Genomic DNA, 15,430 nt, shown 5'->3' on the forward strand with positions numbered 1-15,430 from the left:
TTTATGACAAAAGCATCCAATACCCGGCATACTATTCTTGAAAAAGCCTTCGATTTAATCTATAAAAAGGGCTATCAAGCAACCAGTATTGATGAAATTATAGCCACCACCCAAGTAACAAAAGGAGCATTCTATTATCACTTTAAAACTAAGGATGCAATGGGCATTGCAATTATTAAAGAAATTGTAAAACCTAACATGCACGATGCTTTTATTGCGCCGTTACAAAACAGCTCTAAACCAGTTGAGGATATTTTTTTGATGATTAAAACCCTATTGCTAGATACTCCTTTCTTGAAACTTGAATATGGTTGTCCCGCAAGTAATTTATCCCAAGAAATGACACCGTGGAATTCCAAATTTTCCGAGGCACTTAACACGTTGATTCTAGAGTGGCAAATTGCTGTAGAGAACAGTATTAAAAGAGGAATAGAAAAGGGTAATATAGTTAATTCTGTTAACCCAAAACAGATTGCTCTGTTCGTTATATCTGGTTATTGGGGTATACGAAATTTTGGAAAAGTATATAACAGTACGGATTGCTACCACCTTTATTTGGAGGAACTTAAATTATATTTAAAAAATCTTAGCCAATAATTTCAAACAGAACATACTAGTTAGTATGTTCTGTTTATATTTGCATTAATATTCAATTCATTATTAATGTATCAAACACTCCCATTTCTACATTCACTAGTCCGCTGGTTTGTACTGTTTAGCATCCTGTACTCCATTTTCAGGGCTTATAAAGGCTATTTTCAAAACCTACATTTTTCCAAGACCGATAATCTGGTTAGACATTGGACTGCAACCATTGCCCATATCCAGTTAGTTGTAGGCATTATTCTTTATGTAAAAAGTCCTGTAGTAATGTATTTCTGGAAGGATTTCAGTCAAGCACTAAATCATATGGACAGCCTATTTTTTGGGGCAATTCATAGTACCCTAATGCTATCGGCCATTGTAATACTTACCATTGGTTCTTCTATGGCGAAACGAAAAATGACTGATAAAGAAAAATTCAAGACCATGTTAGTATGGTTCTCTATTGCACTTTTAATAATTGTAATAGCCATATACTGGCCTTTTTCACCTCTAGCAAACAGACCTTATATTAGATAATTATGAAAGATTTATTAAAAACTAAACTAGGAAGGCTACGAATAATTGGGTATTTGGAAGGTATTTCCCTTCTAATTCTTGTGTTCATTGCAGTTCCTATGAAGTATTACTTTTTAGACCCAAGCCTAACCAAATCCCTTGGCCCCATACATGGCGCCCTATTCTTGCTTTTTATAATGAATACGTTAAGCGTAGGCGTTGAGCAAAATTGGAGATTCCGTACCACCACATGGAAAGTTATTTTGGCGTGCTTTATTCCATTTGGCACATTTTATATTGATAGAAAAATTTTTAGTAGACTATACTCCGCAGACTAAAGGATTAAATAAACAATTAGGAGTTCCCCCCAATTGCCTTTTTGTTCAGTCGGGTCTCTGCCAGTTTTTCTAACGTATTATCTGCATCATATTCCTCATTAAGAGTTTCCTGTAAGGTTTTTGCTATTTGTCTATATCCTAATTCTTTTGCAAAACGAACCGCACTACCGTAACCGGAAATTTCATAATGCTGTACACGCTGTATTTCTGCAATAAGACCTACATCCATCACCTCATCATCTTCTACCTCTTCTATAAAATGTTTCGTTTCTTTTATAAGCCCTTTCATGGCCTGACAGGTTTCGCCAGATGGCGTAATATTCAATTATGGCAAATACTTTCAATTCTATCCTTTTGCTCTTTTGTTTCTTCCCAGTGATTTTCAATCGCTTGTTTCAACAGCTTATCGTTAGCGTGTTCCACAATATCCGGTAGCACCTCTAGTAACTGAACCTCAACACTATACAAATCCTTAAGTTGATGCGTAAATAAGTCGCTTAATGTCTTCATATCTCTTTTCGTTACTTATTTCTAACTTTAAAAATAATCAGAAATACTATTTTAAATTGACTTAATTGAAGAAAAAAGTGCTGTTATAAGATGTAAAAAATGCTATTTTAAAATTGTTTTTTTTTGGAGTAATTAATAAATTTTTCAGGTTAACCTAAGGAGAAGTTCGGCCGTAACTTGCATATGAATCTAAAAAACAAAATATCATGGAGGTTAAAGAAGCCCAAAAAGCCGAGATAGGCATAAAGAAGTCAAATCGTGAAGCAGTAGTAAAAATGTTACGCCAATTATTGGCCGACGAGTTTTTATTATACACAAAGACACGTAACGCACACTGGAACGTAGAAGGTATAGATTTTCATACCAAGCACGTTTTCTTTGAGGAAGAGTACGGAAAATTGGAAACATTTATTGATGAAGTAGCGGAGCGTATCCGTATGCTGGGGTTCTATTCTCCGGGTACTCTAAAAGAATTTTTGGAATTGTCTCATCTTGAAGAGAACAAGCCTGATCAAACAGACAGTGCAAGCTTTATGACCGCCTTACTAAAGGACCACGATAAAGTAATTAAGTTTATTAGAGAAAGTATTGGAGACAACGCAGAAGCTCATAATGATGAAGGTACTGCGGATTTTATAACAGGTATTTTACAAGCTCATGAGCAAATGGCTTGGATGTTAAGAGCATCATTAAAGCAATTTGATTAACTGTAAAGAACTGTACAAACAAAAAACGGCAATTTTATTGCCGTTTTTTTTATGCTTTTTATTCCGTGAAACAAAGTATTCTACCCGGTTTATATATGATCTGGTGGTGTGGTAATTAACAATTTCATGCGTTTCCAAAAGAGAATTGCGGTTTGATTGGAATGCACCGTTAAATCTGCCAATAATAACAAGTTCCTTTTAAACTGCTCGTACTCATTCTTATTTGCTTCGTTGTCATCTATGGGATAATAAACCATTCCCCAGTTTGGGAAATTACGCTCTTCAATAGGTCCTTCTGACAAGAGATAAACCTGTTTATGCCGTTTATCGTTTTTGACCTTTTCATATAGGTCTTGAACTTTTTCCTTTTCACCTTCTAAAATCTGAATGAATCTTCTTTTATAAAAAATAAGACAGCCCGTTATATCATTCTGACTATTAAATAATTTAGCAGTGGCCAGAATAGCTTCTACATCTTTAATAGTCAATTCTTTAATTGCTTTTGACTCGTAAGTTAGGGTATGTATCAATATAGAAGGAAGTGTTACTGCTTGCGTTTATCATTTTATATAGCGCAAAGCAATCATTAAAATTCAGCTTTATCTTTACTCTTCTGCAACTGAAACATGCAGTATGAAAGAAAGATTTTAATAAGATAGCAAAAGTAAAGTTTATTTGCTATTATTTTCACCTAGTAACCTATAAAAACCCCGTAATTTTCAGGCTGAAGTAGCATATTCACCGTTTAAAAAGGGTAACCAATAGCAAAATTAAAGACCAGATTACCGCTCCCACCGCCAAAGAAAGGGGTTCGTAATCGTTCATCATCATCATTGTAAGGGACTTGTAATGGCGAAGCTAGATCAAACCGGATTACAAAACTCTGTATATCTACACGAAGCCCAAAACCAACCCCTATGCCCAGCTCTTTCATCCAATCCGAACCGAAGGTTCCTTTTGACATTAACTCCTCACTCAATGCAATACTATCTTCATCATCATCTTCGTCTATTTCTACTTCGCTAGTTAACCAAACATTACCCGCGTCTACAAAAAATGCTCCTTTTAGATAAGACCAAATAGGAAAACGATATTCTAGATTAGCCTCTAACCTTAGGTTACCAGATTGATCATAGTAAGAACTGGTACTATCTTCATCACTAACAAAAGTATAAGGCCCCAAAGACCTAATTTCAAATGCACGAACACTGTATGGCCCACCAGAATAGAATTGTTTCACAAAAGGCAATGTTGCAGAATTACCGTAAGGAATACCCCAGCCTGCGTATAATCTACTTACTAGAGCACTTTCCTTTCCCCATTTCAAATAGTACCTAAAATCTATATCTGCCTTGGCGTATTGGGCATATTCCAATCCAAAAACGGAACTCTTTCCTCCGCTTAATAAGTTTAAGGTATTACCAGCAATATCTAAACTTGTAGATACATAAAGGGGCCGGTCTTTATTATCATCTACCAATTCATTGTAAGTGAATGTATAATTGATACCGGCAATAAACTGTTGTTCAAAACTACTCCTCAAATAGGAGTTTTCATCTAAAATAGCCTCAAACTCTTCTGTAGTATCAGCTAGGTTCACATACGTAATACTAATAGGATTCAATTCGTGATAAACAAACTTGTTTGCCTTCCATGTATACCCAAAAGAAGTATTGAAAGAGGTGAGCGTATAATAATCGCTCCTTAGTAAAATATCGCCTCCCAAACTTATTTTTGTCTTGGGAACGGAATAGTTAAATCTACTTGGTGAAAAAGGTACTAACCTAGGTAGCAATAAATTGGCCGTCAGTCCACCTGCAATACTGGTTTGTCCGGCATCATCACCACCAGAGATTTGACTTTCATAAGAAAAATCTCCTGTTAGACTAAACGTTTCTCCTCCGTTAAATATATTACGATTGTTATACGTTGCAGATATTCCCGGCCCTGCGTACCCATTGGATTTCGTTAAGACCTGTAGTTCCGTACGGATAGACCTTTTTGTTAAAGGCGATAAAAAGATATCTGCATTTAACGAACCTTTATCTTCAATATTGGTGGTATCTGTTTCATTAAACCTAATGTTCACAAACTTATAACTACCCAAGGCAGCTAACCGGTTACTTGTAAGCCGCGCAGTTTCTGAATTGTACAGCCCTCCTTTTTCAAAAAGTATGTAAGGTTCTAATCTTTTAGGTTTAAAAAACTCCTCGTCTTGAATAAAATAAATACCGTTTTCCTCGGTAATTGCAGAAGGCTGAGGCAGGCTATCATTTTCAATGGAGTAATTAGGGTAGACCGCAATAGAATCAATACTATATGGAACAATAGATTTCTTTGGCGTTCCTTTTTTCAACCGAAGAAACAAGTCGAATTTTCTATTATCATAGCGATTGGTATCTGCCTCAAAAATGAGAAAGTCCGGATTAAAATTATAATATCCTTGGCTTTTAAGATGCGTATCTATTCGCTCGCGCTCGTACTTCAATAATTCCAAATCAAAACGTTCACCAGCCTTTAACTTTGTGCCGATCATTGCCGTTTCTATTTGGTCATAAATAGGCAGACTATCCTTATCAATTTTCCATTCCTGTAGAGTATAGGGCTTTGCCAACTCAGCCTTATAGGTAACCGAAGCGAACTTTTTAGTACTATCTATTTCCGAAGTAACTTTACTGTAGAAAAACCCACGATTATCAAGACGGTTTAGCATTAACTCTTCCATACGGTCTGTATTTACATCACTTAAATACACCGGCTCTTCACCAAACTTTTTATTCAGCCATTTATTGAGAAAACCTTATTTTTTCTTCTGTGCCTTATAATGGTAATAAAGTCCCAAGCGCATTCCTAAAACATCTGAATTAGGGGCTGGGGTAATCAGAGTTTCCAACTCTTGTTCCACTGGTTTCAATGCCCGTTTTTCCTCTTCAGAATCTACTTTAATTTCCGTGCCGCTAAACAAAATTTCGTCCTCAGGTATATACTTTCCAACGCTACACGCATACTGAATCGTTAAACAGAGGAGTATAAAAACTCGAAAAATAGATGTTGTTCTCAACTTCATATTACTTGTCTTCCTTTGGTTGATTCTCCTCTTTATCCGCTTCCTTTTTCTTTCCTTTTTTATCGGAATCCTTTTTAACGGGGTTGAACAACTGACTGAATTTATTAAATTCCCTATTAAAAATAACTGCCATTCCGGTCACTATTAACTGACCGTCAATAATATTTTCATATTCACTCTTACGAAATCCGCGTAGGCGATATCTACCATCTTTGGTAAGCGAGTATTCCAAACTTACGTTCCCAATTATAGGTGTCGCTTCATCTTCTGATTGCGCGCTACCTTCAACATCTACCGCACTACCCGCACTTACGACCAAACGATCATCAAACAATTTTTTCTTTGCGCTAATGTTCAATTGGGTCCTATCTTCCGGACTATCACCTTGGTAATCTGTAAAGCTGTCTAAATCAAAACCTACCTCAACACCAGTGTTACCAAAAACTTTATCGGAGAATGAATTGAGTTCACCAGAAAGCACCTTATTAACGTTATCCCTAGCAATTGCCGCTGTTCCTCCCGAGCTACCGTCACTACCAGAATCCGGATAAAACCTACTCAAAGCCAACAGCGAAAAGACCTGCTTGTTCAGTTCTGCTTCTTGTGCGTTTAATTGTTGAACACGTCCATAAACGGCCCCACTTAAGGCTCCCTGTTCATCTTCAGGCATATCCAATCCAAAGGATAGCTCTGGCTGCATAAGCTCGCCATCCACATTGAGATATACAATAAAAGGCAACACCTCATTATATTTTGAACTTACACTTGCATCCTCACTAGAAGTAACGGAAGACATTAAAGACTCTGCAGATGTTTCTATATTATAGACCGCAGTTACATCTAGTTTAGCATCAGTAGGGTCTCCCTGCCATGTTATGGTACTACCTATGGTTTTATTTCAAAGCGCCGTTTTACAAGATTGTACAGATTGGTTTCATAATGTCCAGATTTCAACTCATACCTTCCGGAGAGGTTTATCCTGCCGTTGGGCTCAACATTTAGGTTCAGGGCCGCATCACCGGAAATTTGTAGATTATCTCCAGTGCGTTCATCTATAATTACATGAAAATCTGCATCTTCGGCAATTTCCAACACCGCTCTAATATCCATTCCTTTTAAAAGCGAAGGTGTTTCTTCTTGGTCGTTTTTTGTTAAAATAGCATCTGGGTTCTCACGGTTTACAAAAAGTACCACGCCATCCCGTTCCTCAACATCTAATTGCGATTCTGGCACTACATAGGTAACGTCCGTAATTTTCCGGACACGCAGTTTGCCACTTATTTTAGGAAGGTCCAAATCTCCTTCTACTTTTAAGTCTGCATCCAAACTGGCCGTACCGTAATACAGTTCATTATCTTCTTTCGTGGAGTTCAACACCCGGAAGTTCTCCGCTATCAACTTTAAATCAAACGAAGGGTTTAAAAAGTCTTTTGTGAGTACAGCACCTTGCACCGTAAAATCGCTACCATCTGCATCCGTGATTTCAAAACTATCAAAATACACGCCGTTAGTATCTAGTTTTAGTTGTTCATCCGTCACTTTAAAAACAGAATTTACCTCAGCCAAATTAAAATCTACACCGGTAAAGTTTATAGTTCCATTGTACTCGGGCGAAGCCGTGGTACCGGAAACATTTACTTTTCCCGATAACGCCCCGTGAGCATCTTTGATAATTCCTTCTGTAAAAGCTTCCAGCGTTTTTAGTTCTATGCGGTTCAGATCAAGGTCTAAATTGAGTTTAGCTCCTGTTTCCGCCGCGGCATAATCCCCTTTTAAGTCCAAGTCTGCTCCACCATCTTTTAAGGCCAGGTTAAAGTCATATGCAGCGTTACCGGTAGAATTTGCCTTTAGAGTAAGATTACCCAAAGGATTTTGTAACGCCTCCAAGGAATTGATTTTAAAATCTGCCACCAAGCCTGTTGCACCAAAAGGATTCTCTATAATTAAATCTCCCTTTACCAAACCGGATGCTAAAGTTTCATCTGGATTTAAAAACCCTAAGAAAGTTTGTAGTTTAAAATTATCGAAAACAATTCCAATATGCTCTTTTTCCTGATTAGGCAATTGGTCGCTGATGGTTAGCGACTGTTCATTGCGCGTAAATTTCATATTCTTCAATCGCAATAATTGTTCCCCTATAGCAATCTGATTATCCTCTGGAACGGACCATTCTTTCTTGTTCAAAACCAAATTAGACGGGTCTATATGAATAAGCGTTGTATCTTTTGAAAGGGTAAGTTGGGAAGAGACTTTTGCAATAGCCACACTATCATCCATAGCTACAAAATCTAGAAATAGCTTTTTGTTCTTCAGGTCGCCCTCAATATAAGTTCTTTTAATATGAATGGGGTCTGATACAAGACCTGCAAAACCTGCCGTGAAATTTAGGTTGGTAGCATTGCCCGTTACTTTTGCATTCAAACTATCTATAGAGCTACCTTGATATGAAATGGCCGGCACATGTAAATTAGCATTCAACTTCTTAGTGAGGGCATTAAAATCTGCCTCTACCAAAACCGAATCCAAGCGGTCCACATCTCGTAAAAACACTTCTGTAAGGAAAGGCGTTGGAGACAATTTCAAATTCATTTTAAGCTGTACCGAGTCTGGTGCTATTACCTCTTCTGTAGCCTCTTTAAAGTAATTTTCAAATTGACGGGTTAGCGCGTCGGTCAATGCTTTTGGCGGAGCATTAGATTTTAAGCTCCCTACTAAGAAATTACTATTTACCGTAACATCTGTATTAGCTTTATCTATAGCCGATTTTAGATTCACCGGGCCCATTTGGTACTGCTCATTATCGTAGACCGCCACCCCGTTTTTTATCTGGGCATCTATCTGGTAAGCTTCGGCATTCCCGCTATATTTTGCATTAAGTTGAAGCCCCGCCTTTATACGCTCCTTTGTAACGCCCAAAGCATAAAGGTCAGCGCCAATAACATTCAAATCTAAATCTAGTTTTGAGCTTAGCGAATCTAAAACAACATTGGTTTTGGCAATAAAATTAAGGTTATCATCTTTGAAAGAGAGGTCAACCACCCCTTTTCCATTTTCAATATCACCTTCCAGCTTTAAGGCTGAAAAATCATAATTACTTAGTATGAGTTGGGTGAAATCTGTTTTAATTTTTGCATCTAAATTATTGATGTCACCACCCCCAGAAGCATCCATAGTAAATGAAACAACGCCCAATTCCGGATTGTTCAACAGTTTATTAATTTGAAGGCTGTCTACTTTTATATTTCCATCAAAACGCATCTCATTACCATCTTGGTAAGTACCATTCGCCGTAATAGCGCCCTCGGGAATAATTAATTCTGCTGAGGCACTTAGGTCATCTACCCTTCCTTTTGCCTGAGCATTAAGAATAATGGTCTTTGGTAGCGCGATACCCAATTCCTGTTCAGAAACAAATTGCGCTACATCCTCCTTAACGGTATTCAGTTTAATGGTGTCAAAGTTGAAGTACAACGAATCTGGCTGCGTTACATTTTGTAGGTTTCCTTGGGCAGCAAACCGCGTGGTTTCGCCCCAGTTTAAATCTATATTTTTTATGTCAATTTTCTGTAAAGTACCCTGTGCTGAAACATCTCCTTGAACCGAATGCTTTGAAGCTGCCTGCAAATAAGTGTTTTCCGCAAGTTCAGGTTGTAAAGTGAATGCATCATTTAAATTGAGGTATACCTCTTTTAGTTTGATGTCTACTTGGGTCTTCTCTGGTGCATCCATCAATTTTTCTACTGATGGATAATTCAATGTCATTTGTCCTGCCAAAGAACTTTCGTTTACGAGCAATTGCAGTTCTTCCAGTGCAGCAGAGGTATCATCTACATTGGCATTGAATGTCAAGTTTTTTAGCGCAATTCCACTTTCTTCTGAAAAGGAAAGAACTTTGAGATTTATTTTCACTTTTTTAGGCTGATAGTTTACATCATTCGCCTGAAGTTTAAAATCAGAAAGTGAAATAGCATTCGCATTAAACTTCCCTTTTCCCGGCTGTGCCGTTCCCATGACATAAGCAATCGTATTCTCTTGAAAATCGATTTTATCTGCACTCACCAAAAATTTAGGCCACTTAAAAGCAGTATCGGGTAGTTGTACTGCGGTTGAATCTACCGTTTCCGTAGCTGAAGGAAGCTGCAAGGAGATTGAAGAGCCTTTTAGAGCAATTTTCTCTACCTCTATATCATTCGTTGCCAAATCTGCTTTTGGCAATTCCAATTCAAAATCCTGAAGATTTAGCTGGGCAGTAATAGCATCAGGAACCGAATTATAGTCCGCTTTTACATTTAGAAGCTGCAGATTATTTACTGCAAAATACGGCATAGTACTTTCTGTAGCATCTTCGGATACAAAAGGCTTGGTCTGTTTATAGAAGATCTCTGTGTTTGATAATTTCAGTTCATCTAATTCAAACCTTAGTTTATCCAAATCAGTTTCATCGGCATCCAATACCAACTCACCAAGCTGAATGTGACTGTCAATACCTAAGAATTGGTCGTCATAGTCAATCTTAAAATCTTTGAAATCTAGTTCGCCAATACTAATTTGCATAGGCGCTGTATCTGTTGTAGTTGTGGTAGTATCTGCAGATGCAAAAGCATCGACCAAAAAAGTGAAATTAAAATCTTCCGATGCCTCTTCTCTTTTAATATGTGCACGAAGCCCTTCCCAAGCAGCGGACTTTAAGCTCAGCTCATTACCAAAAATTAAAGGTGTTAGCAGTAAGTTGACTTCTAAATTTTTAGAATAGATAAGCGTATCGCCTTTGGTATCTTCCAGATACAATCCCTCTAAGAAAACATTGCCTGAAAAAGTAAGAAACAGACGGTCTATCTCAACCTTTGTATTTGTCTTTTGAGAAACGTAATTGGTAATCTTACCAACTATTATATCCTGTCCCCATTGGCTTCTTATAAAAAGCACCAGACAAAGAAATATAAGTAGGACCACAAAGGAAACTCGTCCTAAGCGCCGTAATCCCCTATTTTTTCTTTTCTCCTTTTGCATAAAGGGCAAAGATCAGTAATAAGCGCATGATTTCTACACTTTTAACAATCATATATTAACTTATTTGCTTTTGATGTTGACGATATCTGCCCTTTGCAGTGATTAGGGCCCATATTGCGATATGTAAATTACGCCGTATAGCTACTTAGAGAAGTCTTATTTGTTAATTTTTTTGATGATTCTAGCCAGTTTTCGCGGTGCTTCCATAGGAATTAAGTGCCCTACTCTGCTTAACGCCACGGAGGAAGGGCTGCTAAGATTAGGAAGTACCTCATTATAAATGGCATCTGTAGATATTACTGGGTCGTCATTAGAGAAAATAACGTCTGTTGGAATATCCAGACCCTTAATACGTTCGGCAATGTTATTTTTCATGCCCACGTTCAACCACCATTTCCAAGTGGTCTCTTCTATTCGTAATTGAGAATTGACGGCGTATAGCAACTTTTTCTTACCTAATTTCTTCTTAGTACCATTATAAACCGTATTTGCAGCTTCAGCTCTATCTGGGTGATTCAACATGCGCTTACGTTCCTCATCAGGCATGTTTTCTACCGTAGGTGGCGATGGGGCTATCAACATTAATTTACTGGGTAAATTAGCATTTTTAATCTGAGCGGCGTAAAGCACCAGTTTAGCGCCCATAGAATGCCCGCAAAGTATATAGTCCTTTAATTTTAACTCATCAATACAGACATTTATATACTGTGCCATGCCGTAAATAGAAGGTTCTGCAAGAGGCCTTGTACCTCCAAAACCTGGTAAGTTTAGCATGATGCAGGTATATTTTTTACGTAGTCTTTTGGCCAGCCATTTCCAACTTCCGGCATCACCTCCAAAATAATGTACAAACACAATGGTCTTCTTTCCTTCACCTATTCTCTCGTATTTCAACCCTGTGTATTCGTCCATTTACAATTCGTTTAATATGTCTTTAGTAATTCTAAGTTTTTTTAATCTTTCTCTGTGTTCTTCAAACAGCGTTTTTAAAGCGGAAGATAAAAACAGATCTTTAGTAATGTATTCTACCTCTTTCAGCGCCTTTTCATCCTCTTTTATCAACATGGCGTTAAAAGAACTCAAATTTCTACAGGAGAACAGTTTATCATTCATATACCAAGTTGTTAAGGCCTTACAACGGGAAGCTGGTACGTACGGCAATTTTAAATTGGGATCTATAAAAAAACTGACCAATTGCGCCTGCACTAATTGCATTTCCTTTACTCGTGATACCATTAGGGCATTTCCAAAGGACAGTGATGACCTTTCCTGTAGTTTTTCAAGATTAGTCAAAGCCCTACAGACCTTGTTAAAATAGATTTTTACTTTCCGATAATTTTTATAATCCAGTTCCATAAGCCTTATAATTTAGTAGGTTCTCTGCCTTACAAAAGGGAATGTAGTAGCCCTCCTACCTAAAGTTACGAAATACATTCCTAGTTTAGAAACTAGATATAGGATTGAATGTGCCTATTGTCATATTGAGATTATTTGCACTAATAAAATCTTAAACTGTCAGGTTTTAAAACCTATTCTCCTCCTCTTGCTGGATAATCGTTCTTTTCTATATAATCAATGGCATTCAGAATATCTTTCCAATTAGGCCTAGCAAATGGCATAGTCTGTATTGCACTAGCGTATAAAGTATTATCTGGTCTTACCAAGAAAACTCCGGGTTCAGAAAACATATCTGGCTCTGAATCTTTTATTCCTTTAGAAACAAATAGTCCCCAATTGCGAGCTTCCTCAATAGGTAGTCCATAGGCTATTGGCAATCCGGGAACATCCCACTCTTTACCTGCTTTTTTAGCACGCTCTTCACTATCGCTGCTAATGGCAACAACATGTGCTCCTCTGTCTGTGAAATCCTTTAATTTCTTCGCTAGCTCTTCTAAATAATTCTTGCAAACTGGACAATGCAATCCTCTGTAAAAAACAAGGATGGTAAATGTTTCACTTTTCTGAGCGGCCAAATTCCATCTGGCATCATTTATAAGAGGGAGATCTAATTGGGATACTTCCGTTTTAGGTTTTATCATCATTCTATATTTTGTTCTTCATTTTATTTTTAAGGCGAGGATAGCAATTATCATCGCTCACACAAATTAAGGGCAACCAAATTCCTTATATAGACTTGATAGCGAAAATTAATGTCGTTAAAACAAAAGTGAACCACCTGACTATAATCACTTTACCCACTAATTGCATTGAGCTATGAATTTTATGTATCGGACAATCCTTTCAGAATTTACCAATGTAACTTTATCACCTAATTACATAAGAAATGCAAAAACCGAATAATAGACTCGAAAATCAAACCTGTATTATAACGGGTTCTAGCAATGGCATAGGTGCCGCCGTTGCAAAAGCCCTAGGTGCCGAAGGCGCCAATATTGTAGTGAACTATAGAAGCTCCAAAGAAGCGGCAGAAGAAGTAGCGGATGAGATCAATAAGAATTCAACATCTGGTGAAGCTATAGTTCTGCATGGTGATGTTAGTAAAGAAGAAGATGTAAAAGAGCTTTTTAAAAAGACTATTAACCATTTTGGGACTGTAGATGTCTGCGTTCCCAATGCAGGTCTACAGATAGACCATCCATTGCACGAAATGCCGTTAGACGCTTGGAAAAAAGTAATAGATGTAAACCTTACGGGGCAGTTCTTATGTGCCAAGGAAGCTATTATTGAGTTCATGCGCAGAGGTATGCGTAAGGACGTCTCCAACTCCTGGGAAAAATTATTCATATGAGTTCTGTACATGAAGAAATCCCATGGGCGGGGCATGCAAATTATGCAGCGTCAAAAGGAGGGCTATTAATGTTAATGGAGAGTATCTGCCAAGCTTACGCTCCCCATAAAATTAGATGTAACAGCATTGCTCCCGGTGCCATTAAAACAGATATCAATAAAGATGTTTGGAGTACCAAAGAAGGCAGAGAGAACATGCTAAAACTTATACCCTACAAACAGATTGGTGTACCAGAGGATATTGGTAGTGTGGCCAGTTGGTTGGCTTCGGACGAATCGGAATACATAAACGGAACTACCATCTTCGTGGATGGTGGAATGACATGCTATCCTGGTTTTACCACAAACGGATAGTATAAAAAATTGAATTAAATAAGTACAAATTAAAAACGATTATAATGGATTTAAATATAAAAGGAAAAACAGCACTCATAACAGGAGGAGATTCAGGATTAGGAATAGAAACTGCTAAATTCTTAGCGAGAGAAGGTGTAAATATCATCTTATCGGATAGAGAGAATGGCAAGGATTTAAAAGCTGCCGTAAAGCAAGTTGAAAAGGATGCCAAAGACGGCGCCAAAGTAATGGGTATTGCTGCTGACATTTCTAAGAACCAAGAGGTTTTGGATTTGGCAAAAAAGGTAGAAACCGAATTTGGAGGCGCACATATAGTTTTTCACTCGGCCGGAGCAAGAGGCGCAGCTGGCGATTTTTTAGAGCTGACCGATGACGATTGGATGAAAACTATACAAGTTGACTTGATGGGCGCCGTTCGTGTGGCACGTGCCTTTGTACCACAAATGCAAAAACTAAAATGGGGTCGTATGGTTATGGTAGCCAGTGAAAATGCTTTTCAGCCTTATGTAGATGAAAGTCCATATAATGCCTGTAAAGCAGCTATTATAAACCTTTCAAAATGTTTGTCTAGAGCCTATTCCAAAGAGAATCTATTATTCAACTGTATATCGCCCGCTTACATTGAAACTCCTATGACAGATGCTATGATGGAAGATTTGGCCAAGGAAAAAGATATCTCCGTTAAAGAAGCTGTAGAATGGTTCGTAAAAAATAAGAGACCACATATTGCTATGGAACGTAGAGGAAAACCAGAAGAGGTTGCTGCCGTTGTAGCTTTCTTATGTTCTGAACATGCCAGTTATGTAAACGGAACCAACGTACGTATAGATGGTGGTGCTGTAGAATCTGCTTTCGGGTGATTAATAGCTAAAACGAACGTAGAACCTTTAAATCTAAAAACATGGAAAGAGAACGAACCGCATGGGAAAATGCACTTAATGAACTTATAGCGCAAGCACACGCTTGCGAGCGAACATATGGTACGCTAGTACAATCGGACCGGTATCCCACATGGCAGACCTATTTCAAGAAACGCCATTTTGAAGAAAAGGATTTTGAGAAAATACTAGCAGACGAATATCACTCGGTCACCCAAAACAAAGTGCCGAATTCTATTCAGACGGATACCCCTATCTTTGAGTCAGTTGAAAAACAGCTGTTGGAAAAGAACTTATCGGACTTGGAAGTAAATGTTTTACTTACTGCCAATGAGCAAAACTTGGTTTTACATTATCAAAATCTGTTGGCCTTTGATAGTTTGCCTAAGACCACAAGTGCCTTACTCCAATCTCAGGCAGAAGATTTAAATAACAACATCCAAAGCCTAAAAATGGATTATAATACCAAGTATAAAACAGGACCTATAAAAACGCAATAAACACGTCTATGAAAAATATTCTGAAAGCAATTTTGGCCGGTTGGGGCGCAAAGAAAATAGGAGGTGGCAAATGCGGTTGCATTGGCGGAATCTTTGTATTCATTATTTTGTATTGGTTATTGGGCTATGTTATTAATTAGAAATTCCCAAATGAGTCAATTATGATTCCTTTTGAATCAAAGCCGTTTGTAAGATTTTTAGAAATTTGTAACTC

19 protein-coding genes are annotated in these 15,430 nt (G+C 37.7%); 9 read left to right on the top strand and 10 right to left on the bottom strand.

Going from position 1 to position 15,430, the window contains the following annotated elements:
• Positions 1-3 precede the first annotated feature (3 nt).
• The 3 genes from Q5W13_RS05255 (at position 4) to Q5W13_RS05265 (ending at position 1,439) form a co-directional block, all read left to right on the top strand.
• The gene (locus tag Q5W13_RS05255) at positions 4-597 is read left to right on the top strand and encodes a TetR/AcrR family transcriptional regulator (RefSeq protein WP_155598178.1); all 594 of its coding nucleotides are present in this window, start codon (positions 4-6) and stop codon (positions 595-597) included.
• A 66-nt stretch (positions 598-663) separates the two neighbouring features.
• Positions 664-1,122 carry a hypothetical protein gene (locus Q5W13_RS05260; protein WP_304445594.1) on the top strand — a complete coding sequence of 153 codons (459 nt, stop codon included), beginning with the start codon at positions 664-666 and terminating at the stop codon, positions 1,120-1,122.
• Positions 1,123-1,124: 2 nt separating this feature from the next.
• Positions 1,125-1,439: a DUF3817 domain-containing protein gene (locus Q5W13_RS05265; protein ID WP_304445595.1), complete on the top strand. Its 315-nt coding sequence runs from the start codon at positions 1,125-1,127 to the stop codon at positions 1,437-1,439.
• A gap of 16 nt (positions 1,440-1,455) precedes the next feature.
• Here Q5W13_RS05265 and Q5W13_RS24635 read toward each other — a convergent pair whose 3' ends face one another.
• Together Q5W13_RS24635 and Q5W13_RS24640 are read right to left on the bottom strand one after the other, a co-directional pair.
• A complete protein-coding gene (locus Q5W13_RS24635) occupies positions 1,456-1,764 on the bottom strand; it encodes a YciE/YciF ferroxidase family protein (RefSeq protein WP_368662434.1) in 309 nt (102 codons plus the stop codon).
• Positions 1,761-1,949, bottom strand: a complete 189-nt coding sequence (locus Q5W13_RS24640) for a YciE/YciF ferroxidase family protein (protein ID WP_368662435.1) — start codon at positions 1,947-1,949, stop codon at positions 1,761-1,763. The genes Q5W13_RS24635 and Q5W13_RS24640 overlap by 4 nt, the downstream gene beginning before the upstream one ends.
• A gap of 206 nt (positions 1,950-2,155) precedes the next feature.
• Here Q5W13_RS24640 and Q5W13_RS05275 point away from each other — a divergent pair, with 206 nt between their 5' ends.
• On the top strand, positions 2,156-2,656 hold the full coding sequence (locus Q5W13_RS05275) for a Dps family protein (RefSeq protein ID WP_155598174.1): 501 nt from the start codon (positions 2,156-2,158) through the stop codon (positions 2,654-2,656).
• Between the two features lie 89 nt (positions 2,657-2,745).
• Here the strand turns inward: Q5W13_RS05275 and Q5W13_RS05280 are convergent, their stop codons facing one another.
• The 8 genes from Q5W13_RS05280 to Q5W13_RS05315 form a co-directional block, all read right to left on the bottom strand.
• Positions 2,746-3,186 carry a BLUF domain-containing protein gene (locus Q5W13_RS05280; protein ID WP_304445596.1) on the bottom strand — a complete coding sequence of 147 codons (441 nt, stop codon included), beginning with the start codon at positions 3,184-3,186 and terminating at the stop codon, positions 2,746-2,748.
• A gap of 215 nt (positions 3,187-3,401) precedes the next feature.
• Positions 3,402-5,411, bottom strand: coding sequence for a translocation and assembly module lipoprotein TamL (gene tamL, locus Q5W13_RS05285; RefSeq protein ID WP_497582266.1), 2,010 nt, complete (start codon positions 5,409-5,411; stop codon positions 3,402-3,404).
• A gap of 45 nt (positions 5,412-5,456) precedes the next feature.
• Positions 5,457-5,723 carry a hypothetical protein gene (locus Q5W13_RS05290; RefSeq protein WP_304445598.1) on the bottom strand — a complete coding sequence of 89 codons (267 nt, stop codon included), beginning with the start codon at positions 5,721-5,723 and terminating at the stop codon, positions 5,457-5,459.
• 1 nt (position 5,724) lies between these two features.
• Positions 5,725-6,612 carry a translocation/assembly module TamB domain-containing protein gene (locus Q5W13_RS05295; protein WP_368662548.1) on the bottom strand — a complete coding sequence of 296 codons (888 nt, stop codon included), beginning with the start codon at positions 6,610-6,612 and terminating at the stop codon, positions 5,725-5,727.
• Complete coding sequence (locus Q5W13_RS05300; protein ID WP_304445599.1) at positions 6,609-10,733, bottom strand: translocation/assembly module TamB domain-containing protein; 4,125 nt, start codon at positions 10,731-10,733, stop codon at positions 6,609-6,611. The genes Q5W13_RS05295 and Q5W13_RS05300 overlap by 4 nt, the downstream gene beginning before the upstream one ends.
• Positions 10,734-10,889: 156 nt before the next feature.
• Positions 10,890-11,645 (bottom strand): alpha/beta fold hydrolase, encoded by a 756-nt coding sequence (locus Q5W13_RS05305; RefSeq protein WP_304445600.1) that lies wholly within the window; start codon positions 11,643-11,645, stop codon positions 10,890-10,892.
• A complete protein-coding gene (locus tag Q5W13_RS05310) occupies positions 11,646-12,089 on the bottom strand; it encodes a hypothetical protein (protein WP_304445601.1) in 444 nt (147 codons plus the stop codon).
• A 173-nt stretch (positions 12,090-12,262) separates the two neighbouring features.
• A complete protein-coding gene (locus Q5W13_RS05315; RefSeq protein ID WP_368662436.1) occupies positions 12,263-12,775 on the bottom strand; it encodes a peroxiredoxin-like family protein in 513 nt (170 codons plus the stop codon).
• A 242-nt stretch (positions 12,776-13,017) separates the two neighbouring features.
• Between Q5W13_RS05315 and Q5W13_RS24645 the strand changes: the two genes are divergently transcribed.
• Genes Q5W13_RS24645 through Q5W13_RS05335 form a run of 5 tightly spaced genes read left to right on the top strand, consistent with a single transcriptional unit; the run spans position 13,018 to position 15,356 of the window.
• On the top strand, positions 13,018-13,482 hold the full coding sequence (locus tag Q5W13_RS24645) for an SDR family NAD(P)-dependent oxidoreductase (protein WP_368662437.1): 465 nt from the start codon (positions 13,018-13,020) through the stop codon (positions 13,480-13,482).
• On the top strand, positions 13,479-13,835 hold the full coding sequence (locus Q5W13_RS24650) for an SDR family oxidoreductase (protein WP_368662438.1): 357 nt from the start codon (positions 13,479-13,481) through the stop codon (positions 13,833-13,835). Before Q5W13_RS24645 ends, Q5W13_RS24650 begins: the two co-directional genes overlap by 4 nt.
• Positions 13,836-13,879: 44 nt before the next feature.
• A complete protein-coding gene (locus Q5W13_RS05325) occupies positions 13,880-14,698 on the top strand; it encodes an SDR family NAD(P)-dependent oxidoreductase (protein ID WP_304445602.1) in 819 nt (272 codons plus the stop codon).
• Between the two features lie 41 nt (positions 14,699-14,739).
• Complete coding sequence (locus tag Q5W13_RS05330; RefSeq protein ID WP_304445603.1) at positions 14,740-15,216, top strand: hypothetical protein; 477 nt, start codon at positions 14,740-14,742, stop codon at positions 15,214-15,216.
• Between the two features lie 8 nt (positions 15,217-15,224).
• Positions 15,225-15,356 (top strand): hypothetical protein, encoded by a 132-nt coding sequence (locus Q5W13_RS05335; protein ID WP_262886101.1) that lies wholly within the window; start codon positions 15,225-15,227, stop codon positions 15,354-15,356.
• The last annotated feature ends 74 nt before the right edge of the window (positions 15,357-15,430 follow it).

This window comes from Zobellia laminariae (assembly GCF_030553095.1).
In the GTDB taxonomy this organism is placed as follows: domain Bacteria; phylum Bacteroidota; class Bacteroidia; order Flavobacteriales; family Flavobacteriaceae; genus Zobellia; species Zobellia laminariae.

What these genes read in the sequence shown, in the direction of transcription:
- Q5W13_RS05255 (WP_155598178.1), top strand. Translation starts at nt 4, where the DNA reads ATGACAAAAGCATCCAATACCCGGCATACTATTCTTGAAAAAGCCTTC.
- Q5W13_RS05260 (WP_304445594.1), top strand. Translation starts at nt 664, where the DNA reads ATGTATCAAACACTCCCATTTCTACATTCACTAGTCCGCTGGTTTGTA.
- Q5W13_RS05265 (WP_304445595.1), top strand. Translation starts at nt 1,125, where the DNA reads ATGAAAGATTTATTAAAAACTAAACTAGGAAGGCTACGAATAATTGGG.
- Q5W13_RS24640 (WP_368662435.1), bottom strand. Translation starts at nt 1,949, where the DNA reads ATGAAGACATTAAGCGACTTATTTACGCATCAACTTAAGGATTTGTAT.
- Q5W13_RS05275 (WP_155598174.1), top strand. Translation starts at nt 2,156, where the DNA reads ATGGAGGTTAAAGAAGCCCAAAAAGCCGAGATAGGCATAAAGAAGTCA.
- Q5W13_RS05290 (WP_304445598.1), bottom strand. Translation starts at nt 5,723, where the DNA reads ATGAAGTTGAGAACAACATCTATTTTTCGAGTTTTTATACTCCTCTGT.
- Q5W13_RS05300 (WP_304445599.1), bottom strand. Translation starts at nt 10,733, where the DNA reads ATGCAAAAGGAGAAAAGAAAAAATAGGGGATTACGGCGCTTAGGACGA.
- Q5W13_RS05305 (WP_304445600.1), bottom strand. Translation starts at nt 11,645, where the DNA reads ATGGACGAATACACAGGGTTGAAATACGAGAGAATAGGTGAAGGAAAG.
- Q5W13_RS05310 (WP_304445601.1), bottom strand. Translation starts at nt 12,089, where the DNA reads ATGGAACTGGATTATAAAAATTATCGGAAAGTAAAAATCTATTTTAAC.
- Q5W13_RS05315 (WP_368662436.1), bottom strand. Translation starts at nt 12,775, where the DNA reads ATGATGATAAAACCTAAAACGGAAGTATCCCAATTAGATCTCCCTCTT.
- Q5W13_RS24645 (WP_368662437.1), top strand. Translation starts at nt 13,018, where the DNA reads ATGCAAAAACCGAATAATAGACTCGAAAATCAAACCTGTATTATAACG.
- Q5W13_RS24650 (WP_368662438.1), top strand. Translation starts at nt 13,479, where the DNA reads ATGAGTTCTGTACATGAAGAAATCCCATGGGCGGGGCATGCAAATTAT.
- Q5W13_RS05325 (WP_304445602.1), top strand. Translation starts at nt 13,880, where the DNA reads ATGGATTTAAATATAAAAGGAAAAACAGCACTCATAACAGGAGGAGAT.
- Q5W13_RS05330 (WP_304445603.1), top strand. Translation starts at nt 14,740, where the DNA reads ATGGAAAGAGAACGAACCGCATGGGAAAATGCACTTAATGAACTTATA.
- Q5W13_RS05335 (WP_262886101.1), top strand. Translation starts at nt 15,225, where the DNA reads ATGAAAAATATTCTGAAAGCAATTTTGGCCGGTTGGGGCGCAAAGAAA.